This window comes from Kaistia defluvii, assembly GCF_026343955.1.
GTDB lineage: Bacteria > Pseudomonadota > Alphaproteobacteria > Rhizobiales > Kaistiaceae > Kaistia > Kaistia defluvii.
Genome location: NZ_JAPKNI010000002.1, coordinates 331,441 through 356,396, shown reverse-complemented (window position 1 = coordinate 356,396; position 24,956 = coordinate 331,441). Strand labels below are relative to the sequence as shown.

Here is a 24,956-nt window from a genome sequence, read left to right as displayed (position 1 = left end):
TCGCATCCCGACGCCCGGTCAACGTGTTGCTGGAATAAGAAAAGTTGCAAGATGCGCTAAATTGCGCAGTGGCGGCGCAGGCGCGGCCATGATTATTGACGGCAAGTTGACTGCCGCCAAAGCCAAACGTCGTTGGACTCGCTGTGATTCCCGCGCTAGTTTGGAACCCATCCAAAAAGCGGGCGCTGCTGATGGACTATCAATCTTTCTTCGTGGACGCGATCGACGCCCTCCATTCCGAGAAGCGTTATCGGGTCTTCGCCGATCTCGAGCGGATCGTGGGCCGCTTCCCGCACGCGATCTGGCGCTCCGAGCGCGGTCCGCGCGAGATCACCGTCTGGTGCTCGAACGATTATCTCGGCATGGGCCAGCATCCGGACGTCGTCCGCGCCATGGTCGAGACGGCACAGGGCATGGGCACCGGCGCCGGCGGCACGCGCAACATCTCCGGCAACAACCACCCGCTGGTCGAGCTGGAGCATGAGCTCGCCGACCTGCATGGCAAGGAAGCCGGCCTTGTCTTCTCCTCGGGCTTCGTCTCCAACGACGCGGCGCTGTCGACGCTCGGCAAGCTGCTGCCCGACTGCCTGATCCTGTCGGACGAGCTGAACCACGCCTCGATGATCGAGGGCATCCGCCGCTCCGGCGCGCAGAAGCGCATCTTCCGCCACAACGACCTCGAGCATCTCGAAGAGCTGCTCAAGGAGGCCGGCCCCGGCCGCGCCAAGCTGATCGCGTTCGAGAGCGTCTACTCGATGGATGGCGACATCGCGCCGATCGCCGGCATCTGCGATCTCGCCGAGAAGTATGGCGCGATGACCTATCTCGATGAAGTGCACGCCGTCGGCATGTATGGCCCGCGCGGCGCCGGCATCGCCGAGCGCGAGGGCGTCATGCACCGCGTCGACGTCATCGAGGGCACGCTGGCCAAGGCATTCGGCACGTTCGGCGGCTACATCACCGCCAGCCGCGCCGTGGTCGACGCCGTTCGCTCCTATGCACCGGGTTTCATCTTCACCACCGCTTTGCCGCCGTCGATCGCCGCCGCCACCACCGCCTCCATCCGCCACCTGAAGGCTTCGCAGGTCGAGCGCGACCTGCAGCAGCATCACGCGCAGCGGACCAAGGAAGTGCTGATCGCCGCCGGCCTGCCGGTGATGCCGTCCGAGACGCATATCGTGCCGCTGTTCGTCGGCAATCCGGACCTTTGCAAGAAGGCCTCGGACATGCTTCTCGACGAGCATGGCATCTACATCCAGCCGATCAACTACCCGACGGTGCCGCGCGGCACGGAGCGGCTGCGCATCACGCCGACGCCCTGCCATGACGAGACGCTGATCCTCGGCCTGCGCGATGCGCTGGTCGATGTCTGGCACCGCCTCTGGCTGCCGCTCGGCCGCACCGCCCCGGCCAAGACGGCTCGCCTCGTCGCCAATGGCGGCAGCTCGCATTTCGACGTCTTCCCGCCCGCCGGCGGCTGATCCGGGCCCGGTTCCGAATTCAAAGAGGCCCGCCGGTCGTCCCGGCGGGCCTTTTTTTGCGTGTGGATCGCAGCCGACGGCTCCTTGCCCGGGCCGGAGGGTCAGATCAAGCGGACGGACATGCCGCCATCCGCGATCATCGGGCTTCCCGTCATGAAACTCGACCGATCGGAGAGCAGGAACAGCGCCGCCTGGGCGATTTCCTTCGCGCTCGCCATCCGCTTCATCGGATGCAGCGTCGCGATGTACTCCATGAAGTCCGGATTGTCTTCGCCACCGGCGGGCGTGACCGTCCCGCCGGGCAGGAGCGCGTTGACGCGAATACCTTCCGCCGCATGGTCCGACGCGAGCGACTGCGTCAAGCCGATCAGTCCTGCCTTGGAGGCGGCATAGGCCCCCATCCCCGGCAGGCCGCCATTGCTGAAGCCGACGAAGGACGACGTGAACACGATCGAGCCGCCGCCCCGCGCCCGCATGGCCGGGATCTGCGCCTTGGCCGCCAGGAACGCTGCCGTCAGATTGACCGAGATCACGTCGTTCCAGCGCCCGAGCCCCATGTCGGGAACCGGGACCAGTTCCCCGACGATGCCGGCATTGTTGAATGCGGCGTCCAGCCCGCCGAACGCCGTGGTGGCGAGATCGACCAGAGCCTCGGCATAACGCTCGTCCCGGACGTCACCGGCCAGGTACACGGCCCTGCCGGTGCCCTGGTTGATCGTCTCCGCGAGGGTTTCGAGTTCTGCCGACCGGCGCGCGCCGAGAACCACGTCGGCACCTTCGGCCGCGAACAGCAGCGCCGCTGCCCTGCCGATGCCACTGCTCGCGCCGGTGATCAGAATCGACTTGTTTTCCAGCTCCATGACGTCCTTTTCCTGTCCTGTTTTCCGCCTTCGGGCGGGTTCCAGCGACACGGTGTCATGGCCCGGTCGCGTCCCGCGATCCGTTTCCTGCGCTTGAATTAGCGGGATGGCTCCACGGCGGCCATCGCCTGTCATCGAGCGGGCGATGCCGCAGCGGGCACGGTCGAACGGCCTCCCCCGCGTGCGGGAGAAGCTGGGCCGAGGGTCTTGCACGATCCGCCCGCTACGCCGCGACCTCGGCCGCCTCGGCCTCACCGATCTTCGAAATGTCGAACGGCACCGTCTGGTAGATCTCGTTGATCCAGTTGCCGAACAGCAGATGCGCATTGCCGCGCCAGCTGTTGATCGGCGGGCGGGTCGGGTCGTTCTTCTGGAAGTAATCGACCGGCAGGGCGACATCGATCCTGGCGTTGATATCGCGGAAATACTCGTCGCCGAGCGAGTGCGTGTCATATTCGAGATGGTTGAACATATGCAGGGCACGGTGGCGCGTGTCGTCGAGCAGGCAGAGGCCCGTCTCCTCGCTTTCGGCCAGCACGACCACGCCGCTGTCGGGCGGGATCTCGCTCTTGCGCACTTCCGACCAGCGCGACACCGGGACGGCGAACTCGTCGGCCAGCCCGCGCAGATAGGGCGATGTCGCGGCGGGGGCCGGGATCTGGTGGCGGAAGATGCCGAACGCCTTGCCGGGCAGGTCGTATTTCTGCATGCCGTGGAAATGGTGCACGGCCGCCTGCGCCGCCCAGCAGATGTTCAGCGAGCGATGCACATGCGTCTGCGTCCAGTCGAAGATCCGGCGCAGCTCGTCCCAATAGGTGACCTGCTCGAACGGCATGCGCTCGACCGGCGCGCCGGTCACGATGAAGCCGTCGAAGCGTTCTCCCTTCACCTCCTCCCAGGGGCGATAGAAGGAGAGCATGTGCTCGGCCGGCGTGTTGCGCGGCGCGTGGTCGGTGATCTGCACCAGCGACAGCTCGATCTGCAGCGGCGTCGCGCCGAGCAGGCGGGCGATCTGCGTTTCGGTCGAGATCTTGTTGGGCATCAGGTTGAGCAGGCCGATCCGGAGCGGACGGATATCCTGGCGTACCGCATCCGCCGCGCGCATGACCATGACGCCTTCGGCTTCGAGCTTGCGGCGGGCTGGCAGGTCGTCGGGGATCTTGATCGGCATCGGGCATCGTCCTGTCCTGGAAGAGCCGACGTTGTGTGACTGGGTCCGTATTCTTGCCGGATCGGCCACATCCTCCCTTGCAGGAGTGCCACCTTGCCCGGATAGGCAGGTTGGCGTCGGGCGTCGGCCCAACTCTTGATGTATGCGCCTGATTTAGCCGAGCCAAGGCCGCTTGGCAACAGAATCTGCGGGGGCGGGCCAGACCCTCACCCCAGCCCTCTCCCGCGCGCGGGAGAGGGGGCGCGCCGCGTCTGGTGCGAGATCGACATGGCGCCGGCAAAAAGGCCCTCGCCCGCTTGCGGGAGAGGGTTGGGTGAGGGTCTTGCTACTTCGCCAGCCACTCGGCCAGCCGGCGGGTGGCCTCGCGGATCTGGTCGAGGTTGCGCAGATAGCAAAGGCGCATGAAACCAGCCCCGCCTGCGCCAAAGGCGTCGCCCGGCGCCAGGCCGACATTGGCCTCGTCGACCAGCCGCAGCGCCAGCCGGCGCGTGTCGGGCTCGCCGTCGACGGCGAAGAAGGCATAAAACGCGCCGGCCGGGCGCACGAGCCGGATGCGACCGGTCTTCTCCAGGCCGGAACAGACGATCTCGCGCGCTTCCACGGCGCGCTGGCGCTGGAAGTCGATGAAGGCGTCGCCCTGCTCCAGCGCCGCGACCGCGCCGCGCTGCAGGAACTTTGGCGTGCCCGAGCTCGAATATTGCACCAGGTTCTCGATCACCTGGCCAAAGGCCGGGGGCGCCGACAGCCAGCCGACGCGCCAGCCGGTCATCGCCCAGTTCTTCGACATGGTGTTGACGTAGAGGATTCGATCGTCCGGCTCGGCGATGTCGTAGAAGGAGGGCGAACGCTCGCCCTCGTAGAAGAAGCGCGTGTAGACCTCGTCGGAGATGATCCAGAGCCCCCTGGCGCGGGCAAAGTCGAGAATGGCCTGGAGTTCGTCGCGCGTCGCCGTCCAACCGGTCGGGTTGCAGGGCGAATTCAGGAACAGCGCCCTGGTGCGCGGCGTCACCGCCTCGAAATAGCGGTCGAGGTCGAGCGTCCAGCCGGCATTGCCATAGGTGAGCGGCACCTCGACCACCTTGGCGGCGCCGACCTCCGCGGCGGCCGAGAAATTCGGCCAGGCCGGGGTCGGCACGACCACCTCGTCGCCATGGCCGGCGACCATGCGCAGGGCGATCTGGATCGCCGGCATGCCACCGGAGGTGACGAAGAAACGCTCGGGATCGAACGGGCGGCCATAGAGGCGCGCATGATAGGCCGCCAGCGCCTGCCGGAGTTCGGGAATGCCGCGCTGGTGGGTATAGAAGGTCTCGCCCGCCGTCAGCCCCGCCTGGGCCGCCTCGCTGATGAAGCCCGGCGTCGGCAGGTCGCCCTCGCCGACCCAGAGCGGGATCAGCCCCTCGCGGTCACGGCCGTAATTGAAGACCTCGACGATGCCGCTTTCGGGAGCCTGGCCCGCTTCGGGGCGCAACATATTCAATGCGGGATGGACGGACACGCACGTTTCCAATGTCTGCAGGCGCCATGTCCACGGGCGGGCGACGCCATTACGGATGATGTAGCGGATTTTAATGACCAACCAAGACAAAACGGCGGCCAGGAAGCCGCCGTTTCATGGTTCGCTGGCGCGGCCGCAAGGCCGGCCGGATTACTTCTTGGCCAGCAGGTCGCGGATCTCGCGCAGCAGGGCAACGTCTTCCGGCGTCGCGGCCGGGGCTGCCGCCGCGGCGGCCTTCTCGCGCTTCAGGCGATTCATGCCCTTGACGATCAGGAACAGGATCCAGGCGACAATGATGAAGTTGATCAGCAAGGTCAGAAAATTGCCGTAGGCGACGGTAGCTCCGGCCTTGCGGGCGGCGTCAAGGGTCGGCTGCGGTTCCCCGGCGAGCTGAATATACTTGTTGGTGAAGTCGATACCGCCCGTAATGACGCCGATGATCGGCATGATGATGTCATTGACGATCGAATTGACCAGGCCGCTGAAGGCGGCGCCGATGATGATACCGATGGCCAGATCGACCACGTTGCCCTTCAGGGCAAACTCCCGGAATTCCTTCAGCATTCAATATTCCCTTTTCGCCCGGCTCTTCGCGAACCCACTCTTCACAACCCACGCGACTATAGCGCAGCGGTTTCGCAGGCGAAACGTGCCCGCAGCAACTGTCGCACGGTGTTGCCACGCTGCACTGGGCGGCGGCGAACCGACCCGATGCGGCGCAGCGCGCGATTGACGCCCTGCCTCCCTTGGCGTTATGAGCCACGGATCATTTTCGAAAAGAGCGCCGATGTATCGAACCGTCACGCGATCGATCCAGGTGACCGTGCGGCCCAGCTTCGTCGAGGACGATTCCTCGCCGGGCGAGAACCGCTACGTCTGGGCCTACACGATCGAGATCGTCAATCTCGGGCTTGAGAACGTCCAGCTGCGTTCGCGCTTCTGGCGGATCACCGATGGCAAGGGCCGCACGGAAGAAGTGCGCGGCGTCGGCGTCGTCGGCAAGGAGCCGTCGCTGAAGCCGGGCGAGAGTTTCGAATATACCAGCGGCTGCCCGCTCTCGACGCCCTCGGGCATCATGGCCGGCACCTATCAGATGCAGACCGAGAGCGGCGAGATGTTCTCCGTCGAGATCCCCGCCTTCTCCCTCGACGTCCCCAACGCGCCCCGGGTGCTGCATTAGGATCTGGGACGGCACACGCCTTCTCGAAGGCGCGTAGCCCCCCCACCTCCGCCGTCACCCTCACCCAGGCCAGGCCCCAAGCAGCAGGGTTTTGGGGCGTCGGCGGTTCAAGCGGATCGAGCGGTGCTTGGGAACTCCCAAGTCATCGGCTGAGTGGATCCTCGCCTGCGCGAGGATGACGCCGTGGGGGCGGCTGCGGGCGCGGGGCTTGCCTACGCGCCGCCCTCAACGCCGTCAGAACACCTCAGACCAGGAATTCCTGCGGGTCGAAACCGTATTTCTGGCCGCAGAACTCGCAGGTCACGGAAATCTCGCCATCCTCGATGCTCGACGTGATTTCCTCGGCCGAGAAGCTGCCGAGCACGCCGCGGATGCGTTCACGCGAGCAGGAGCACTGCTCGCGAACAGCCAGCGAGTCATAGACGCGCACGCCGCGCTCGTGGAACAGGCGATAGAGCAGCCGTTCGGCCGGGACGTCGGGATCGATCAGTTCGTGATCCTCGACGGTCGAGACCAGCGAGGTCGCCTCCGCCCAGGCATCCTCCTCCTCGGCGTGGTGCTCCATGCCTTCCGGCGCGTCGCCGCCCGGCAGGTCGCGCCGGACGCCGATCGAGGCTTCCGGCAGGTACTGCACCAGCAGGCCGCCGGCGCGCCAGCTATGCGAAGCGCCGCCATCCTCGCGCGTCATCATCTCGGCCACCGCCAGGCGGACGAGGGTCGGGATCTGTTCCGACTGCGAGAAGTAGAGATGCGCCACTTCCTCGAGGCTGACGCCGTCGAGCTGGACGATGCCCTGGTAGCGGCTGGTGAACTCGCCCTGGTCGATGGTCATCGCCAGGATGCCCTTGCCAAGCAGAAGTTCGGGCTTGGAGAGGCCGTCGACGTCCATCTCGGCCACCCGCTCCTTGTTGAAGCGGGCATAGGCGCGGATGTCGCCCGAGGTGCGATAATCGACGACCAGCATGTCGACCGGGCCGTCCGTCTGCGTCTGTAACAGGAACTGGCCCTCGAACTTCAGCGACGAGCCGAGCAGCACGGCGAGCACGACGGCCTCGCCCAGCAGCTTCGATACCGGCAGCGGATAATCGTGGCGCGCCAGAAGGGCCGACAGCGCCGGCCCCATCTGGATGGCGCGACCGCGCACGTCGAGACCGTTGACCTCGAAAGGCAGCACGGCGTCATCGCCCGCCGGATCGATCGATCCGGGGCCGAACGGGATTTCTTCCATCAAAGTGCCTCCGGGCCGCCCAGGCACCAGGCCAGGATGCCCTTCTGTGCGTGCAGCCGGTTTTCGGCCTCGTCGAAGACGACCGATTGCGGTCCATCCATGACTTCGGCCGTCACCTCCTCGCCGCGATGGGCGGGCAGGCAATGCATGAACAGCGCATCCTTCTTGGCGCACGACATCAGGCGGGCGTTGACCTGGTAGGGCTTCAGCAGGTTGTGGCGGCGCTCCGCCTCGCTGTCGCCCATCGACACCCAGGTGTCGGTGACGATGCAGTCGGAATCGGCCGCCGCGTCGTCCGCGTCCTCGCCGGCGATCACCTCGCCGCCATTGGTGCGCGCCCAGTCGAGCAGCTTGTGCGACGGCGCAAGCTCCTCCGGCGTCGCGATCTTCAGGCGGAAGTTGAAGCGCGCGGCGGCGTGGACCCACGACGCCATGACATTGTTGCTGTCGCCCAGCCATGACACCGTCTTGCCCTCGATCGGGCCGCGATGCTCCTCATAGGTGAGGATATCGGCCATGATCTGGCAGGGATGCGAGCGGCGCGTCAGCCCGTTGATCACGGGTACGGTGGCGTTGGCCGCCAGTTCCTTCAGCGAGTCGTGGTCGAGAATGCGGATCATGATGCCGTCGACATAGCGCGACATGACGCGCGCCGTGTCGGCGATGGTCTCGCCGCGGCCGAGCTGCATCTCGGCGCCTGTCAGCATCAGCGTCTGGCCGCCGAGCTCGCGCATGCCGACATCGAAGGAGACGCGCGTGCGGGTCGAGGGCTGCTCGAACACCAGCGCCAACACCTTGCCGGCCAGCGGGCCGACGCCGTCGCGCGCGCCATTGCGCACCGACTTGATGCGCTTGGCGCCTTCCATGATCTGTCTGAGGGTGGCGGAATCGAAATCCGTCAGGTCGAGAAAATGCCGAACCATAGGTCTGTCCTGTCCGCTCAGGCGGATTGCCGTGCCGCTTGCGCAGCCTCGGCTTCGATTGCGGAAAAGGCGGCGTCGAGCTTGTCGATCGCCGCGTCGACTTCTGCCTTGCCGATGTTGAGCGGCGGCAGCAATCGCAGGACATTGTCGCCCGCGCCGGCGGCTAGCATTTTCTGCTCGCGCAGCGCCGCCACCACTTCGGGAACCGGCTTCAGCGCGTGCAGGCCGATCAGCAGGCCCTCGCCGCGAATGTCGTCGATCACGCCGGGATGGCTGTCCATCAGCCCGCCAAGGCGCTGGGTCAGATAGCGCGCGGTCTCGCGCACATGCTCCAGGAAGCCATCGCCGAGCACGACGTCGAGCACGGCATTGCCGACCGCCATCGCCAGCGGATTGCCGCCGAAGGTCGTGCCATGCGTGCCGGGGGTCATGCCCTTCGCCGCCTCGTTGGTGGCGAGGCAGGCGCCGAGCGGGAAGCCGCCGCCAATTCCCTTGGCCGCGGTCAGGATATCGGGGGTGATGCCGGTCCATTCATAGGCGAACAGCTTGCCGGTGCGGCCGATGCCGGTCTGGACCTCGTCCATGATCAGCAGCATGCCCTCGGCGTCGCAAAGCGCCCGGAGCTCGCGCAGGAAGGCGTTCGGGAAGGCGCGCACGCCGCCCTCGCCCTGGATCGGCTCGATCATGATGGCGGCGGTCGCCGGCGTCACCGCGGCCTTGATCGCCGCCATGTCGCCGAACGGCACCTGGTCGAAGCCGTCCGCCTTGGGGCCGAAGCCGTCGAGATATTTCTGCTGCCCGCCAGCGGCGAGCGTCGCCAGGGTCCGGCCGTGGAACGCGCCCTCGATGGTCAGGATGCGGTACCGGTCGGGCTGGCCATTGACGTAATGATAGCGCCGGGCCGTCTTGATGGCGGCCTCGTTGGCCTCGGCGCCCGAATTGGCGAAGAAGACCCGGTCGGCGAAGGTATTGGCGACCAGCGTGTCGGCCAGCTTCTCCTGGCCCGGGATCCGGAACAGGTTCGATGTGTGCCAGAGCTTGCCGGCCTGTTCGGTCAGCGCCTGCACCAGGATCGGATTGGCATGGCCGAGCGTGTTCACCGCGATGCCGGCGGAGAAATCGAGATAAGCGTCGCCCTCTCGCGTAAAGACCCAGGCCCCCTCACCTCGCTCGAACTCGAGCGGCGCACGCGAAAAGGTGTCGTAGAGGCTGGACGAGGTCTTTTTAACGCTTGTATCGGGGGCGCTCATATCCCCTCCTTCGGATGAAACCACGGAAATGGGTGCTTAAAAATCAAAGGTGCCGCCCGAGGCCAACGCGCCGGGCAGCACCTTTATGCGTTGCCCTTATATCACGGCGGTGACGATTTGTGTCAATGAAATCGCCGCTCGCGGGCGGCCATGACGGCTAACCGATTGACGGGACTCACGGATCGGAAATCCGTCGCTAGTTGGGGAAAACGGCCAGATCGGCCTCCAGCCATCCCTCCGACTCTTGTCACCGAGTCACGCCATATAGTATCTTAATTTTCGTTAAGACACGAAATATCGAGCAGGTACCTCCCCCTGACCCTTGTATGGCGTCCGCAGTCGTCCGGCATCCCGGCTGAACGACCGCGACAGGATTCCGGGTATCGCTCCGACCGACAAGGACACGCTATGACTTGGACGGACGAACGGGTTGAGTTGCTGAAAAAACTCTGGACCGACGGCTTGAGCGCAAGCCAGATCGCTTCGGAACTCGGCGGCGTAACGCGCAATGCGGTCATCGGCAAGGTACACCGGCTGAGCCTCTCGGGCCGCGCCAAGCCGGCAACGGCGCCCGTTGCCCGCGCCCGCAAGCCCGCGGCTGCCACCAACGGACGCTCGGTCACGACAGGGCGCCCCAATCCCGTCAGGCCACTCGTCGCCGGCAACACGGCCCTCAAGCCGATGAGCCAGCTCGCGCCCGAGCCGCGGCGCATGCCCCGGGCGGTTGGTTCGGACGACGTCGTCGTGCCGATCAGCCTGCACGCGACGATCCTCACCCTGACCGAGCAGACCTGCAAGTGGCCGATCGGCGATCCGAGCACCGAGGACTTCCACTTCTGCGGCCAGCGCTCGAATTCCGGCATTCCCTATTGCGAATATCATTCGCGGGTCGCCTACCAGCCCGTGCATGATCGTCGCCAGAAGAAGGCTGTCGGCGCCTGATCGCGCCGCGCCGCGGCGGACGGCGCCCTCCCACTGTCCGCCTGCGATGCCAGTCTGGCCGTGCCGCCTCCCCCGAGGCGCACGGCCTTTTTTTGTCCCTCTGCATGTCACGTCAAAAAAAGCCGCGCGGACGACGCCACGCGGCTTTTTTGTAGGGCTCGATCTTTGGAAGACTGCCCCGCCCCTCCCGTCTGAGAGAGGCAAGGCAACCCGTCACGCCATCGCGAACTGGTCGTCGAAGGAATAGCCGGAGCCGCGCACGGTGCGGATCGGGTCCTTGACGCGGCCGCGATTGACCGCCTTGCGCAGCCGGCCGATATGCACATCGACCGTGCGTTCGTCGACATAGACGTCGCGGCCCCAGACGCCGTCGAGCAGCTGCTCGCGCGAGAACACGCGGCCCGGGCTCTTCATCAGATATTCGAGCAGGCGGAACTCGGTCGGACCGAGATGCAGCTCGCGCCCCGAGCGGCGGACGCGATGCGTCTCGCGGTCGAGCTCGATGTCGCCGGCACGCAGCAGCGAGGCGATCACCTCCGGCTTCGAGCGGCGCAGGATGGCGCGGACGCGGGCCATCAGTTCCGGCACCGAGAACGGCTTGACGACATAGTCGTCGGCGCCGGTGGCGAGGCCCCGGATGCGTTCCTGTTCCTCGCCGCGCGCCGTCAGCATGATCACCGGCAGGGTGCGGGTGGCGTCGCGCGCCCGCAGGCGGCGGCACAGCTCGATGCCGGAGATGCCCGGCAGCATCCAGTCGAGCAGCAGCAGGTCGGGCACGGTCTCGAGCAGGCGCATCTCGGCGTCGTCGCCGCGCGGCACCACCTCGACGGCATAGCCCTCGGCTTCGAGGTTGTAGCGGAGGAGGAGGCTCAGCGCCTCCTCGTCCTCAACGATCATAACGCGTGGCGTCATTCACGGATATCCCAGTAAACCTGACGCAGGCGTCAGTTCTTCTCATACGCGACGGCGGTCGTGCTGGATTCATCCTGCTTGGGACGATCCTCGGCCAGGACCTGGCCGGTGACGACATAATAGACCGTTTCGGCGATGTTGGTCGCATGGTCGCCGATGCGCTCGATGTTCTTGGCGCAGAACAGGAGATGCGTGCAGAAGGTGATGTTGCGCGGATCTTCCATCATGTAGGTCAGCAGCTCGCGGAAGAGCGACGTGTACATGGCGTCGATTTCTTCGTCGCGCTTCCACACTTGGTAGGCCTGGTCGACGTCGCGGGTCGCGTAGGAGTCCAGCACGTCCTTGAGCTGCGCCAGCGAAAGCTGCGCCATGTGCTCGACGCCGGTGTTGAAGCGCTTGGACTGGATGTGGCCGTCCAGCGCGATGACGCGCTTGGCGATGTTCTTGGCCAGGTCGCCGATGCGCTCGAGATCGCTGGCGATGCGCTGCGCGGCGATGACTTCGCGCAGGTCCATCGCCATGGGCTGGCGCCGGGCGATGATCATGATGGCGCGCTCTTCGCACTCCCGCTGCAGCACGTCGAGCTTCTTGTCGTCCGCGATGACGGTGCGGGCGGTCTCGGCATCGACGCGCATCAGCGCGCTGACCGCCACGTCGACGAGACGCTCGGCCATGCCGCCCATCTCGGCGATGCGGCGGGCGACGTCGTTCAGTTCTTCGTCGTACTTGGAAACGATGTGTTCGGACATGTCGTGCTCCTACCCGTGGCCCGGCTTAGCCGAAGCGACCGGTGATGTAGTCCTGGGTGCGCTTGTCGCTCGGGGCGGTGAAGATCTTCGTCGTCTCGTCGAACTCGATCAGCTCGCCGAGATACATGAAGGCCGTGTAGTCCGAGACGCGGGCCGCCTGCTGCATGTTGTGGGTGACGATGGCGATCGTGTAGTCGGTCGTCAGTTCGTCGATCAGTTCCTCGATCTTGGCGGTCGAGATCGGATCGAGCGCCGAGCAGGGCTCGTCGAACAGCACGACTTCCGGCCGCACCGCGATGGTGCGGGCGATGCACAGGCGCTGCTGCTGGCCGCCCGAAAGGCTGAGGCCGCTGGTGTGCAGCTTGTCCTTGACCTCGTTCCAGAGCGCGCCGCGCGTCAGCGCCGCCTCGACCCGGCCGTCCATCTCGGAGCGCGAGATGTTCTCATACAGGCGGATGCCGAAGGCGATGTTGTCGTAGATCGACATCGGGAACGGCGTCGGCTTCTGGAACACCATGCCGACGCGGGCGCGCAGCATGTTTCGGTCCTGGTCGGGGTCGAGCACGTTCTTGCCGTCGAAGATCACCTCGCCCTCGGCCCGCTGGCGCGGATAGAGGTCGTACATCCGGTTCAGCACGCGCAGCAGGGTCGACTTGCCGCAACCCGACGGGCCGATGAAAGCGGTGACCTTCTTCTCGAACAGCGGCAGGTTGATGGTCTTCAGCGCGAGGTTGTCGCCGTAGAAGAACTTCAGATTGCGGATCGAGATCTTCTCGGCCATGCCGGCCGTGTTCATCGCGGTCTGGGTCATTTTTGAGCCTTGGGGCTGAGGAAGGCGCGAGCGACGATGTTGAGCGCCAGCACGGTAAAGGTGATGAGCAGGGCGCCGGTCCAGGCGAGCTTCTGCCAATCCGGATAGGGCGACAGGGCGAACTGGAAGATCGTCACCGGCAGCGACGACATCGGCGCGTTCAGGTTGGTGCTCCAGAACTGGTTGTTCAGCGCGGTGAAGAGCAGCGGGGCGGTCTCGCCGCTGACGCGGGCGATCGCCAGCAGTACGCCGGTGACGATGCCCGACATCGCGGCCTTGTAGGCGACGTGGCGGATCATGATCGAGCGCGGCAGGCCGAGCGAGGCGGCGGCCTCGCGAAGCTGGTTCGGCACCAGGTTGAGCATGTCCTCCGTGGTGCGGACGACGACCGGGATCACCAGGATGGCGAGGGCCGCCATGCCGGCGAAGGCCGAGAAGTGTCCCATCCGGACCACGACCACCTCATAGACGAACAGGCCGATGACGATCGAAGGCGCCGCCAGCAGGATGTCGTTGATGAAGCGCACGACCATCGTCAGCTTGTTGTTGCGGCCGTATTCCGACATGTAGGTGCCGGCCAGGATGCCGATCGGCGTTCCTATGATCACGCCGCCGAAGGTCATGACCAGGCTGCCCATGATGGCGTTCAGAAGGCCGCCGGCCGAGCCCGGCGGCGGCGTCATTTCGGTGAAGACCGCCAGCGAGAGACCGCTGAAGCCCTGATAGAGCAGCGCGCCGAGGATCAGCACCAGCCAGGCCAGGCCGAAGATGGTGGCGCCGACGGAGAGCGTCAGCAGGATCTTGTTGCCGCGACGACGGCGGCGGTAGATCGCCTGGGCCGCGGGCGTCGAGGCGGCGGAAAGGCCGCCGGAGCCGATTGTGCCGAGATTGCTTGCCATGATCGGGCGCCTCAATTGCCGGCTTTGACGTTCATGCGCATCAGCAGCAGACGCGCCGCGGCGAGAACGATGAAGGTGATGACGAAGAGGATCAGGCCAAGCGCGATCAGCGACGAGGTGTAGAGATCGCCGACCGCTTCCGTGAATTCGTTGGCGATCGAGGCCGAGATGGTCGTGCCGGGCGACAGGATCGAGGCGGAGATCTTGTGGGCGTTGCCGATGACGAAGGTGACGGCCATGGTTTCGCCGAGCGCGCGGCCGAGGCCCAGCATGACGCCGCCGATGACGCCGACGCGGGTATAGGGCAGCACCACCTTGGTCACGACTTCCGAGGTCGTGCAGCCGAGGCCGTAGGTCGCTTCCTTCAGCACCGGCGGGACGGTGTCGAACACGTCGCGGGTGATCGAGGTGATGAAGGGCAGCACCATGATGGCCAGGATAAAGCCGGCGGTCAGGATGCCGATGCCGTAGGGCGGGCCGGCGAAGAGGCTGTTCAGCACCGGGATCGGCGCGAAGATGTCGATCAGGAAGGGCTGGATCGTCGTCTGGAAGAACGGGGCGAAAACGAACAGGCCCCAGATGCCGTAGATGATCGAGGGAATGCCGGCGAGCAGTTCGATGGCGACGCCGATCGGACGCTTCAGCCAGGGCGGGCAGAGCTCGGTCAGGAAGATGGCGATGCCGATGCCGACGGGAACGGCGATCAGGAGCGCGATGAAGGAGGTGATGACCGTACCGTAGATGGGCGCCAGCGCGCCGAACTTCTCGGTGACGGGATTCCAGGACTGGCTCGTGATGAAGCCGAAGCCGAAGGTCGAGAGCGCCGGGATCGAACCATGCACCAGCGAGATGATCACGCCGCCCAGCAGCACCAGAACCATCAGCGCCGCGCTCAGGGTCAACGCCCGGAAGGTGGCATCCCCGGCCTTGAACCGTCTCATGCGTTTCAGCTTGGCACTATCCATGCCGGCGCTGATCGCGCCTGTCATCGCAGCATCGACCATGTTGTTTTCCCGGTTCCGCATTGGGAGCCAATTTTGTGAAGGAAGAAAGAGGGGCAGTGCGCCCCTCTTTCCATCTGATCGAGCCTAGTTGGCAGCGAGGACCGGCTTGCCGTCGGCGCCAAGGATATCCTTGGCCCAAGTCGCCTTGATGTCAGCGACGACCGAGTCGGGCAGCGGGATGTAGTGCAGCTCTTCGGCTGCAGCGTCGCCCTTGTCGTAGGCCCAGCTGAAGAACTTCAGGGCTTCGGCGACGTCGGCGGCGTTGTCCGGCTTGGCGTGGACCAGGATGAAGGTCGCGGCGGTGATCGGCCACGAGGTCGCGCCGGGCTCGTTCGTCAGGATGACGTAGTAGCCGGGAGCCTTGGCCCAATCGACGTTGGCGGCGGCGGCGGCGAAGTTGGCCGCTTCCGGAGCCACGGTCTGGCCGTCCTTGTTGACGAGCTTGGTGTAGGACATGCCGTTCTGGGCGGCGAAGGCATACTCGACATAGCCGATCGAACCCTGGGTCTGGCCGACATTGGCGGCGACGCCCTCATTGCCCTTGGCGCCGAGGCCGACCGGCCATTCGACGGCCGAAGCGGCGCCGACTTCGTCAGCCCAGGACTTGGAGGCCTGCGACAGGTAGGTCGTGAACACGAAGCTGGTGCCCGAACCGTCCGAACGGCGCACGACGGCGATCGCCATGTCCGGCAGGTTGACGTCGGCGTTGAGCTTCTTGATCGCCTCGTCGTTCCACTTGGTGATCTTGCCCTGGAAGATGTCGGCCAGTGTCTGGCCGTCGAGGGTCACTTCACCCGGCTTCAGGCCGGGGACGTTGATGATCGGAACCACGCCGCCGATGACGGTCGGGAACTGGACCAGGCCGGCCTTGGCCAGCTCTTCCGGCTTCAGCGGGGCATCGGAAGCGCCGAAGGTGACCGTCTTGGCCTTGATCTGCTTGATGCCGCCACCCGAGCCGATCGACTGGTAGTTCATGCCGATGCCGGTTTCCTTCTTATAGGTGTCCGCCCACTTGGCGTAGACCGGATAAGGGAAGGTTGCGCCGGCGCCGGAAATGTCCGCTGCCTGGGCCGAACCGAAGCCGATGGTGGCGGCGAAAAGGCCGGCCGCGAGTGCGAATTTCTTGAATGTCACCTGACGTCTCCCTGACGGGGTTCCGGAACTTGCGAGTTGCTTGCCCCGACCACTTGCGACCGGGACGCGAGCGGACCCTAGTCACCACAGGTAATGGTTCTATGACAGTATCATCACTCTTTTATGACAGTCTAAATATAGGAAACGTCACGGCTTTTTCCTTCGCCGGGCAAGGAGCCCCCCGAGAGGGCGACGTTGAATGCGACAGTGAAGCTCGCCCCCTCGCCGGGGCGGCTCTCGATCAGCAGGCGGGCGCGATGGCGGTTGAGGATGTGCTTGACGATGGCGAGGCCGAGACCCGTGCCGCGCTGGGCGTGACTCGCCTGGATGTCGGCGCGGTAGAAGCGCTCGGTCAGGCGCGGCAGGTGCTCGGCCGGGATGCCGGCGCCGAAATCGCGCACCGTCACCACCGGCCCGCCGCGTCCGCCGGGCGGCGGCGTCGCCGTCACCTGCACGCGCTGGCCCAGCTTTCCGTATTTGCAGCCATTCTCGATCAGGTTCTGGAACACCTGCACCAGCTCGTCGCGGTCGCCCGGCACCACCAGAGGCGTCTCCGGCAGCTCGGTCTCGATGGTGACGCCGAGATCGCGCGCCAGCGGCTCCAGCGCATCGACCACGCCGCGGATGACGCCGGTCAGGTCCACCGGCGCCTCGGGGCGCATATGCGCCTTCATCTCGATGCGCGACAGCGACAGCAGATCGTCGATCAGCCGGCTCATGCGCGTCGCCTGGTCGTGCATGATGCCGAGGAAGCGCTGGCGCGCCACCGCGTCGTCCTTGGCCGGGCCCTGCATCGTCTCGATGAAGCCGGACAGCGAGGCGAGCGGCGTGCGCAGTTCGTGGCTCGCATTGGCGACGAAATCGACGCGGATCTTCTCGCTCACCCGCTGCTCCGTCAGGTCGGAGAAGATCAGGATGATGAAGCCGGAGCGGTCGCTGGCGCCGCCGGCCGGTTCCAGCGCCGAGAACCAGGCCAGATACCAGCGCTCGGTCGCGCCGCGCTCGAGAAACTGCACCTTCTCCGCCGCGCCACCGGCGGCGACGCGGTCGAAGGCGCCGACGAAATCGGGATTGCGCAGGCGGAAGGTCAGCGGATCGCCGGGCCGGATCGGGAAGGTCGCCTCCGCCCGGCTGTTGGCATAGCGCACGACGCCGCGCCGATCGAGGATGACGCAGGGATCGGGCAGCGCGTCGGCCATGCGCTTGATGCCGGTCTCCGGCCAGATCGAGGGCGGCGGGCGGCTGGTCAGCCGCACCGGCAGCTCCCCCTGACCGCGCAGGAAGAGCGCGAAGAAGCCGACCGTCGCGGCGAGCACCGCGCCCGCGGCGACCGCGCTCACCTGGTCGATCAGCACGAGGAACAGGAGCAGCGCCGCCATCGTCAGGAAGAACGGCCGCGCCTCGACAAGCCGGGCCATCACCCCGCGCTTGCCGGCGTCCTGCGCCTCGTCCTCGACGACGATCCGGTCCCTGTCGCTCATTCCGTCTCCATTTCCCAGGTTGGCGTTCCCCGGACGGGGCATCCGCCATGACTATGCCGGCTCATCATCGCATGTCGTACAGGACAAGCAGATGACAGCATGGCAGTGTCGTCCTCCAAACGGCTTCTATGTAGGAGATCGGAATCGACATGGCGAATTCAGACAAGAAGAAGTCCAAGTCCGACAATCTGAAAGCGGAGGCGGGCCAGTCCGACGAGCCGAAGGCCGGCAAGGATGCCGGCAAGAACGGCGAGGAGAAGAGCGGCGACGGCAAGAAAAGCGGCAAGAACGGCGACAAGGGCAAGTCCGAAGAGGGCAAGGCCGCCGCGCCCCTGCCCAAGCAGCTCGAACCCAGCGTCGACTCCCCTCCGATCGAGACCAAGCTCGGCAGCTTTGATCTCGACAATCCCGTCCTGCCGGCCTGGGTCGAGGAAACGGCGTTCGGGTCGGGTGGCTATCCCTATGACAAGTCGATGAAATCCGACAAATACGAGGAGGAACTGACGGCGCTGCAGATCGAGCTGGTCAAGCTGCAGCACCACGTCATCGAAAAGGGCCTCAAGGTGGTGATGCTGTTCGAGGGCCGCGACGCCGCCGGCAAGGGCGGCGCCATCTTCGCGCTGCGCCAGTATCTCAACCCGCGCAACGCGCGCGACGTCGCCCTGCCGAAGCCGTCGGACACCCAACGCGGCCAGTGGTACTTCCAGCGCTATATCGAGCAATTGCCGACCGCCGGCGAGATCGTCACCTTCGACCGCTCCTGGTACAATCGCGCCGGCGTCGAGACGGTGATGGGCTTCTGCACGCCCGAAGAGCGCAAGGTCTTCATCGATCAGGCGCCGATGCTCGAGGCGGGGCTGATCGAGGCCGGCACGATCCTGTTCAAGTTCTGGCTCGACATCGGCCAGGAGATGCAGCTGAAGCGCTTCCACGAACGGCGCCACAACCCGCTGAAGATCTGGAAGCTGTCGCCGATGGATTATGCCGCGCTCGGCAAATGGAAGGACTATTCCAAGGCCCGCGACTCCATGCTGGAGACCACCCATACCGACAAGTCTCCCTGGATCATCGCGCTCGCCAACGACAAGCGCCGCGCCCGCCTCAACATCATCCGCTACGTGCTGAGCCGGATCGACTATCCCGGCCGCGACAAGGACGTGGTGCGCGAGCCGGATCCGCTGATCCTGGGATCCGGCCCCGGCTTCCTCAAGAAGGGTTGAAGCCCGCGGCTCCAGCGGGGGCGCGCCCCCTGAAGGAGCCGTATGCTGCCGAAGTTTCGCCTTCAGGCGCTGCTATCAACGGTTCGTTCACCCTTTTCCGGTCATTCCCGAGCGTTATGAGCCAACTCCAAACGGTCCTGCGCCGCTCCGTCGCGCACCTTGCCCCCTCGGACCACGATGGTCGGGAGCGCATGTTCACCAGCGCGCGCGAAGCGATGATCCGGCTGCTGTGGTCGTATGACCCGCCGCTGACGCCGAGCGAGATCGACAGCAAGATCGACGAGTTCGACGGCGTCGTCGCGTCGATCCTCAGCGAACACCGGAACGCGGAGGGCGATGCGCCCGAGGACGACGAGGCCGAGGACGAACCGTCCAGCCTGGTCACGCCCGAAGCCGGCGTTCCGGCCAAGCCCGAGGCCTTGCCCTTTTCCGCCGCGCTGACGCTGCCGCCGCGCGAGCCGGCGCGCAAGCTGGCGCGTTTCGAACCGCTGTCGCGGATCGGCTCGCCGACGCCGATGCGGGACGCGACGAAGAACGACGACAGGAACGGCATCCCGGCGGCGTCCACCGCCGACTCCGCCGTGTTGGCGGCGCTTGCCGCGCTCGACAGCACGGCCGCCGACAAGCCGGCCGGCCGAGGCGACAGGGCCATCCTGGCCAAGTCGACCCAGGGCGGCGCCCCTGCCGCACCTGCCGAGGCCGGCGCCGCGGATGGCTGGCGCCCCGAAGAGGAGCCCGACCCCTTGGACGAGGCAGCGCAGGACGAGCCTGCCGCGGATGCCGAGGATGAGCAGCCGTCCGAGGATCAGGACGAGACGGAAGATCATCGGGCCGACGACGAGCCGCCCGATGAAGGCGACCTTGCGGAAGAGGAAGGACTGGCGGAAGAGGAAGGACTGGCGGAAGGGGAAGAGCCGCTGGACGACGAAGAGGACGGCCGCGACGACGGGCACCCGGACTTGGCCGGCAATGCCGGTCGTGAATCGGCTGACGACATCCTGCGCCGGCACCGCGAGCGCTTCGACGATCGCGCCGCCTTGCGGACCGAACCGCGCCAGCCCGTGGAAGACGATGCCGAGGACGACCTCGACGAGGAACCCTTCGACGCGGATGCGCTGGAGGACGAGCCGTTCGAGGCGGACGAACCGCGTCGCGGCCTTGGCGACCGGCTGCGCGATATCGCCGATGCGATCAGCGGCCGAATGATCGGCATCATCGCCGGTGTCGTCCTGCTGCTCGTCGCGGGCCTTGGCGGCGGCGCCTTCCTGCTCTCGCGCAGCCCGACGCCCGCCGCGACCGCCACCCAGGCCGGGCCTTCGGCACCCGCCCCGGCCCAGCCGGCGCCGCCGACCGACATTGCCGGCGTCATCGCCGCCGCCCCGGAAGAAGCCCCCGCCCCTGCGGCGCCGGCCGCTGCCATACCGGCCGGCGCGCTGGCGCTCGAAACACTCAATCTGTTCGATGGCCGCGATCCCAGCGTGTTCCAGTCGGTTCCCGACAATCCGGTCCGCTTCGAGGGCGATACGCAGGGCGGCTTTGCACGCGTCTCCACATCGATCCATTCGACGGGCTCGCGGATCACCGTCGGCCGCGGTGTCTATGAAAGGCTGGCCGGCCGCACCATCCGCCTCGTCGTCGTGGCGCGCGCATCCGCGACCAACCCGGCCCATTCGCTGCGCTTCGCCTATCAGAACGGCCGCAGCCTCAGTCCCTGGAAGGATGGCGAACTGGGCAAGGACTATGCCCCGCTCTCGGCGACCTGGACGGTGCCGAAGGAGCGCGGCGGCCCCGAGACGGACGCGGTGCTGATCGAACCCGGCATTCCCGGCGACGGTACGGCCGCCGACATCAAGTCGGCGCGGATCGAAGTGCTGCAATAAAGCGAGGCGAGACCCAGACCCCACCCTCTCCCGCAAGCGGGCGAGGGTGACGATCGAGCACGAAAGCTTGGCCTGTGATTGTCGGCGGAGGACGAAAAGCTCCGCCACCCCGCCATACCTCGCCGTCATCCCGGGCGGAGACCCGGGATCCATCCAGCCGGGTTGCGTGCGAGACGCCCAAGAACCCGGCTGCATGGATCCCCGCCTTCACGGGGATGACGGCGTTTTTCATACAGCGGACGTGCTTCCCGGATAGGGAGGCGAACGGCTGTCCTACCCGGCCGAATAGCCCTTCGCCACCAGATACGCCACGATCTCGTCGGCGAGCTGTTCGCTGTCGCCCGAGGTCGTGTCGAGGTGGATGTCGGCGGCGAGCGGCGCCTCATAGGGGCTGTCGATGCCGGTGAAGTTCTTGATCAGCCCTTCGCGCGCCTTCCGGTAGAGCCCCTTCACGTCGCGCGCCTCGGCGACCTCGAGCGGCGTGTCGACGAAGATCTCGATGAACTCGCCTTCCTCCACCAGTTCGCGCGCCAGCTGGCGCTCCGAGCGGAAGGGCGAGATGAACGAGACCAGCACGATCAACCCGGCGTCGACGAACAGCTTCGCCGTCTCGGCGACGCGGCGGATGTTCTCCACCCGGTCGGCATCGGTGAAGCCGAGATCGCGGTTGAGGCCGTGACGCACATTGTCGCCATCGAGCAGGTAGGTGTGCCGCCCCATCAGGTGCAGCTTCTTCTCGACCAGATTGGCGATGGTCGACTTGCCCGCGCCCGAAAGGCCGGTGAACCACAGCACGCCCGGCTTCTGACCCTTGGCAGCACTGCGCGCCGCCTTGTCGATGTCGAGCGCCTGGCGATGGATGTTGGTGGCGCGGCGCAGGCCGAAGCGGATCATGCCGGCCGCCACCGTCTGGTTGGTGAAGCGGTCGATCAGGATGAAAGCACCGGTGGCGCGGTTATCCTCGTAGGGGTCGAAGGCGATCGGCTCGGCCAGCGACAGGTTGGCGAAGCCGATGTCGTTCAGCGCCAGCGTCTTGGCGGCGAGCGGCTTCAGCGTGTCCGCCTCGACCCGGTGCTTCAGCTCCGTCACCGCCGCGCCGACGGTGCGCGTGCCGATCTTCATGAGGTAGGGTCGGCCGGGCAGCATCGGCTCCTCGGCCATCCAGATCAGATGGGCGGCGAGCTGGTCGGACACCTCCGGCCGCGCCTCGGCAGCGACGAGAACATCGCCGCGCGAAACATCGATCTCGCGGTCAAGCGTCAGCGTCACCGCCTCGTCGGTGCCGGCGACGCCGAGGTCGCCGTCATGCGTGACGATGCGCTCGATTTTCGCCACCTGGCCCGAGCGCGCCACGACCAGTTCGTCGCCCGGGCGCGCCGTGCCGCTGGCGATCGTGCCGGCATAGCCGCGGAAGGTCAGGTCCGGCCGGTTGACCCATTGCACGGGAAAGCGGAACGGCCGGTCGATGCCGGGTTCCAGCTCGACATTTTCCAGATGCTCGATCAGCGTCGGGCCGCGATACCAGTGGGTATTCGGGCTGAGCACGCTGACATTGTCGCCATGACGGGCCGAGAGCGGGATCGCGACGCGGCTGGCAAAGCCATAATGGGCGGCATCCGCGTCGAAGGCGGCGACGATGGCGTCATAGACGCCGCGATCGAAGCCGACGAGGTCGATCTTGTTGATCGCCAGCACGACATGGCGGATGCCGAGCAGCGAGGCGATGGTGGCATGTCGGCGCGTCTGGGTCAGGATCCCCTTGCGCGCGTCGATGAGCAGCACTGCGAGGTCGGCCGTCGAGGCGCCGGTCGCCATGTTGCGGGTATATTGCTCGTGGCCGGGCGTATCGGCGACGATGAACTTGCGCTTGTCGGTGGCGAAGAAGCGATAGGCGACGTCGATCGTGATCCCCTGCTCGCGCTCGGCCTCGAGGCCGTCGACCAGCAGCGCCAGATCCATGTCGTCGCCGACGGTGCCGAACTTCCTCGAATCCTTTTCGAGCGTGACCAGCTGGTCCTCGAACAGCTTCTTGGTGTCGAACAGCAGCCGGCCGATCAGGGTCGACTTGCCGTCGTCGACGCTGCCGCAGGTCAGGAAGCGCAGGATGCCCTTGTCGTCCGACGCGGCGAGGAAGCTGGCGCCGTCATCAGGTGCGGCGGCACGGGCGGAAACGATCTCGGCCATTAGAAATATCCCTCGCGCTTCTTCTTCTCCATCGAGCCGGATTCATCATGGTCGATTAGCCGACCCTGGCGCTCGGACGTGGTGGCGAGGAACATTTCGCGGACGATTTCGGGCAGGGTGTCGGCGTCGGACTCGACCGCCGCCGTCAGCGGATAGCAGCCAAGCGTGCGGAAGCGGACGCGCCGGTTCTGCGGCACCTCGCCGGGCAGGAGCCGCATCCGGCTGTCATCCGCCATGATCAGCTGGCCGTTGCGCTCGACCACCGGTCGCTCGGCCGAGAGGTAAAGCGGCACGATCGGGATTTCCTCGGCGAGGATGTATTGCCAGATGTCGAGCTCGGTCCAGTTCGACAGCGGGAAGACGCGGATCGTCTCGCCGGGCTGGATGCGGGTGTTGTAGAGCGACCAGAGCTCGGGCCGCTGGTTCTTCGGGTCCCAGCCGTGATTGGCCGAGCGGAAGGAGAAGATGCGCTCCTTGGCGCGGCTCTTCTCCTCGTCGCGGCGGGCGCCGCCAAAGGCCGCGTCATAGCCGCCGGCGTCGAGCGCCTGCTTCAGCGCCTCGGTCTTCATCACCTGGGTGTAGTTGGACGAGCCATGGTCGAACGGGTTGATGCCGGCCGCCTTGCCCTGCTGGTTGGTGTGGACGCGAAGCTCCAGCCCCAGCCGCTTCACCGTCTCGTCGCGAAACGCGATCATCTCGCGGAACTTCCAGGTCGTATCGACATGCAGCAGCGCGAAGGGCGGCTTGGCCGGATAGAAGGCCTTCATCGCCAGGTGAAGCATGACCGACGAATCCTTGCCGATCGAATAGAGCATCACGGGATTTTCGAAATTCGCCACGACCTCGCGCATGATGAAGATCGCCTCGGCTTCGAGGCGGCGAAGATGCGACGGGGCATGCGGCGATGGGGGGCGTGGCGACATCGGGGAACTCCGGACTGGAGCCGAAACCTAGTCTGCCGGGGGCCTTCGCCTCAAGCAACGGGGATGCCGTATATCCGCGCGGATGCCGCGATCCGTGCCGCGATCGGGCCGAATCCCGCAACCTGATTTCAGTAAACTAGATCGGTTTAGTCGTCTTAGCCTCGGCTGCCATCCGCGCTCCCCGCGCGACGAACCACGGATTGGCATAGGCGGAGATGCCCGCGCCCCCACCCGGTCCATAGGGAAGCGCGGCGCCGCCGACCGTCTCGACCGCCCCGCCGGCCGCGCGGAGCACGGCGTCGCCCGCCGCCGTATCCCACTGCATGGTTGGCCCCATGCGCGGATAGAGATCGGCCTCGCCGGCCGCCATCAGGCAGAACTTCAGCGACGATCCCGCCGCGACCAGCGACGCGCCGGGGAAGCCGGCGATGAAATCGTCCGTCTCCGGCGTGCGGTGGGACCGGCTGGCGAGGATGCGCGGCGGACTTTGCGCGGGATCGGCGACATGGATGGCGCGGCGGGCCGAAACCTCGAAATCGACGATGGACAGATGTTCGGCGCCAAGGCCGATCCGGCCGGCATAGAGATCGCCCCGCGCCGGGGCATAGACGAGGCCCAACACCGGCACGCCGTTCTCGACCAGGCCGATATTGACCGTGAAATCGCCGTTGCGGCTGATGAATTCGCGCGTGCCGTCGACGGGATCGACCAGGAAGAACGAGCCACCGACCGTCGGGATGCGCCCCTCGGCGCAGGATTCCTCCGCCACCACCGGGATCTCCGGCGTCAGGCGCGCGAGATCGGCGAGGATGACGATCTCGGCCTGCTTGTCCGCCTCCGTGACCGGCGAGGCATCGCCCTTGTGCTCGACCGCGAAGGCGCCGTCATAGACCTGCATGACGACGCGGCCGGCGGCGATCGTCGTCGCGATCAGGGCTTCGTAGAGGGCATCGTCGAGCGCGTGCATCGGATCTCGCAGGTCTGGCGAAGGAGGGTCTCCCGGGCTCGTAGCCCGATGCGCGGCCTTCGACAAGCGGCAAGCGTGGTCGCGATTGCCAGCCGGCCGCGTCGACGCCATGATCGCGCCGACCCCAAGAGGACACCGACATCGCCACTTCGCCGCCGCCCCATGGCCATCGCGCGCCCAAGACCTTCGCGCTGGCCCCCTTCCCCGTTTTTCTCGCGGCCTTCGCGCTCTGCCTGGTCATCCGGCTGTCGACGCTCGG

General features: G+C 66.3%; 22 protein-coding genes and 1 riboswitch. Of the genes, 5 read left to right on the top strand and 17 right to left on the bottom strand.

The window, feature by feature from the left end; translation table 11 throughout:
- Nucleotides 1-191 precede the first annotated feature (191 nt).
- Nucleotides 192-1,481 (top strand): 5-aminolevulinate synthase, encoded by a 1,290-nt coding sequence (gene hemA / locus OSH10_RS06070; RefSeq protein WP_266330732.1) that lies wholly within the window; start codon nt 192-194, stop codon nt 1,479-1,481.
- Nucleotides 1,482-1,582: 101 nt separating this feature from the next.
- Here the strand turns inward: hemA and OSH10_RS06065 are convergent, their stop codons facing one another.
- From OSH10_RS06065 to mscL, 4 genes are all read right to left on the bottom strand, one after another.
- Complete coding sequence (locus OSH10_RS06065) at nt 1,583-2,341, bottom strand: SDR family oxidoreductase (protein WP_266330731.1); 759 nt, start codon at nt 2,339-2,341, stop codon at nt 1,583-1,585.
- Between the two features lie 223 nt (nt 2,342-2,564).
- Entirely contained in the window at nt 2,565-3,512 is a 948-nt protein-coding gene (locus OSH10_RS06060; protein ID WP_266330730.1) for a homoserine O-succinyltransferase, read from the bottom strand.
- 39 nt (nt 3,513-3,551) lie between these two features.
- A riboswitch (SAM-I-IV-variant riboswitch) is annotated at nt 3,552-3,659 on the bottom strand.
- A gap of 178 nt (nt 3,660-3,837) precedes the next feature.
- Nucleotides 3,838-4,986 (bottom strand): pyridoxal phosphate-dependent aminotransferase, encoded by a 1,149-nt coding sequence (locus OSH10_RS06055; RefSeq protein ID WP_266331129.1) that lies wholly within the window; start codon nt 4,984-4,986, stop codon nt 3,838-3,840.
- Between the two features lie 174 nt (nt 4,987-5,160).
- Nucleotides 5,161-5,574: a large conductance mechanosensitive channel protein MscL gene (gene mscL / locus OSH10_RS06050; protein ID WP_266330729.1), complete on the bottom strand. Its 414-nt coding sequence runs from the start codon at nt 5,572-5,574 to the stop codon at nt 5,161-5,163.
- A 223-nt stretch (nt 5,575-5,797) separates the two neighbouring features.
- On the opposite strand from mscL, the gene apaG reads away from it, so the two are divergent.
- Nucleotides 5,798-6,190, top strand: a complete 393-nt coding sequence (gene apaG, locus OSH10_RS06045) for a Co2+/Mg2+ efflux protein ApaG (RefSeq protein ID WP_266330728.1) — start codon at nt 5,798-5,800, stop codon at nt 6,188-6,190.
- A 244-nt stretch (nt 6,191-6,434) separates the two neighbouring features.
- Here the strand turns inward: apaG and OSH10_RS06040 are convergent, their stop codons facing one another.
- The 3 genes from OSH10_RS06040 to OSH10_RS06030 all read right to left on the bottom strand — a co-directional run bounded on the left by OSH10_RS06040 (nt 6,435) and on the right by OSH10_RS06030 (nt 9,591).
- Nucleotides 6,435-7,418, bottom strand: a complete 984-nt coding sequence (locus tag OSH10_RS06040; RefSeq protein ID WP_266330727.1) for an Hsp33 family molecular chaperone — start codon at nt 7,416-7,418, stop codon at nt 6,435-6,437.
- Nucleotides 7,418-8,284 carry an ornithine carbamoyltransferase gene (gene argF / locus OSH10_RS06035; protein WP_407660689.1) on the bottom strand — a complete coding sequence of 289 codons (867 nt, stop codon included), beginning with the start codon at nt 8,282-8,284 and terminating at the stop codon, nt 7,418-7,420. The genes OSH10_RS06040 and argF overlap by 1 nt, the downstream gene beginning before the upstream one ends.
- A 74-nt stretch (nt 8,285-8,358) precedes the next feature.
- Nucleotides 8,359-9,591, bottom strand: a complete 1,233-nt coding sequence (locus tag OSH10_RS06030; protein WP_266330725.1) for an aspartate aminotransferase family protein — start codon at nt 9,589-9,591, stop codon at nt 8,359-8,361.
- A gap of 408 nt (nt 9,592-9,999) precedes the next feature.
- Here OSH10_RS06030 and OSH10_RS06025 point away from each other — a divergent pair, with 408 nt between their 5' ends.
- Nucleotides 10,000-10,533 carry a GcrA family cell cycle regulator gene (locus OSH10_RS06025; protein ID WP_266330724.1) on the top strand — a complete coding sequence of 178 codons (534 nt, stop codon included), beginning with the start codon at nt 10,000-10,002 and terminating at the stop codon, nt 10,531-10,533.
- Between the two features lie 213 nt (nt 10,534-10,746).
- On the opposite strand, the gene phoB is transcribed toward OSH10_RS06025, so the two are convergent.
- The 7 genes from phoB to OSH10_RS05990 all read right to left on the bottom strand — a co-directional run bounded on the left by phoB (nt 10,747) and on the right by OSH10_RS05990 (nt 17,523).
- A complete protein-coding gene (gene phoB, locus OSH10_RS06020) occupies nt 10,747-11,445 on the bottom strand; it encodes a phosphate regulon transcriptional regulator PhoB (protein ID WP_266330722.1) in 699 nt (232 codons plus the stop codon).
- Nucleotides 11,446-11,477: 32 nt separating this feature from the next.
- The gene (gene phoU, locus OSH10_RS06015; RefSeq protein ID WP_266330721.1) at nt 11,478-12,194 is read right to left on the bottom strand and encodes a phosphate signaling complex protein PhoU; all 717 of its coding nucleotides are present in this window, start codon (nt 12,192-12,194) and stop codon (nt 11,478-11,480) included.
- A 25-nt stretch (nt 12,195-12,219) separates the two neighbouring features.
- Nucleotides 12,220-13,005 (bottom strand): phosphate ABC transporter ATP-binding protein PstB, encoded by a 786-nt coding sequence (gene pstB, locus OSH10_RS06010; RefSeq protein ID WP_266330720.1) that lies wholly within the window; start codon nt 13,003-13,005, stop codon nt 12,220-12,222.
- Nucleotides 13,002-13,904 carry a phosphate ABC transporter permease PstA gene (gene pstA / locus OSH10_RS06005; RefSeq protein ID WP_266330719.1) on the bottom strand — a complete coding sequence of 301 codons (903 nt, stop codon included), beginning with the start codon at nt 13,902-13,904 and terminating at the stop codon, nt 13,002-13,004. Before pstA ends, pstB begins: the two co-directional genes overlap by 4 nt.
- An 11-nt stretch (nt 13,905-13,915) precedes the next feature.
- Nucleotides 13,916-14,908 carry a phosphate ABC transporter permease subunit PstC gene (pstC, locus tag OSH10_RS06000; protein WP_407660677.1) on the bottom strand — a complete coding sequence of 331 codons (993 nt, stop codon included), beginning with the start codon at nt 14,906-14,908 and terminating at the stop codon, nt 13,916-13,918.
- 84 nt (nt 14,909-14,992) lie between these two features.
- On the bottom strand, nt 14,993-16,042 hold the full coding sequence (gene pstS / locus OSH10_RS05995) for a phosphate ABC transporter substrate-binding protein PstS (RefSeq protein ID WP_266330718.1): 1,050 nt from the start codon (nt 16,040-16,042) through the stop codon (nt 14,993-14,995).
- Between the two features lie 131 nt (nt 16,043-16,173).
- Nucleotides 16,174-17,523, bottom strand: a complete 1,350-nt coding sequence (locus OSH10_RS05990) for an ATP-binding protein (RefSeq protein ID WP_266330717.1) — start codon at nt 17,521-17,523, stop codon at nt 16,174-16,176.
- Between the two features lie 149 nt (nt 17,524-17,672).
- On the opposite strand from OSH10_RS05990, the gene ppk2 reads away from it, so the two are divergent.
- Nucleotides 17,673-18,743: a polyphosphate kinase 2 gene (gene ppk2 / locus OSH10_RS05985; RefSeq protein WP_266330716.1), complete on the top strand. Its 1,071-nt coding sequence runs from the start codon at nt 17,673-17,675 to the stop codon at nt 18,741-18,743.
- 191 nt (nt 18,744-18,934) lie between these two features.
- Nucleotides 18,935-20,623 (top strand): hypothetical protein, encoded by a 1,689-nt coding sequence (locus OSH10_RS05980; protein WP_266330715.1) that lies wholly within the window; start codon nt 18,935-18,937, stop codon nt 20,621-20,623.
- Nucleotides 20,624-20,896: 273 nt separating this feature from the next.
- On the opposite strand, the gene cysN is transcribed toward OSH10_RS05980, so the two are convergent.
- From cysN to cysQ, 3 genes are all read right to left on the bottom strand, one after another.
- The gene (gene cysN, locus OSH10_RS05975) at nt 20,897-22,807 is read right to left on the bottom strand and encodes a sulfate adenylyltransferase subunit CysN (protein WP_266330714.1); all 1,911 of its coding nucleotides are present in this window, start codon (nt 22,805-22,807) and stop codon (nt 20,897-20,899) included.
- Nucleotides 22,807-23,730, bottom strand: a complete 924-nt coding sequence (gene cysD, locus OSH10_RS05970) for a sulfate adenylyltransferase subunit CysD (RefSeq protein ID WP_266330713.1) — start codon at nt 23,728-23,730, stop codon at nt 22,807-22,809. The genes cysN and cysD overlap by 1 nt, the downstream gene beginning before the upstream one ends.
- A 136-nt stretch (nt 23,731-23,866) precedes the next feature.
- The gene (cysQ, locus tag OSH10_RS05965; RefSeq protein WP_266330712.1) at nt 23,867-24,697 is read right to left on the bottom strand and encodes a 3'(2'),5'-bisphosphate nucleotidase CysQ; all 831 of its coding nucleotides are present in this window, start codon (nt 24,695-24,697) and stop codon (nt 23,867-23,869) included.
- Nucleotides 24,698-24,956: the final 259 nt, after the last annotated feature.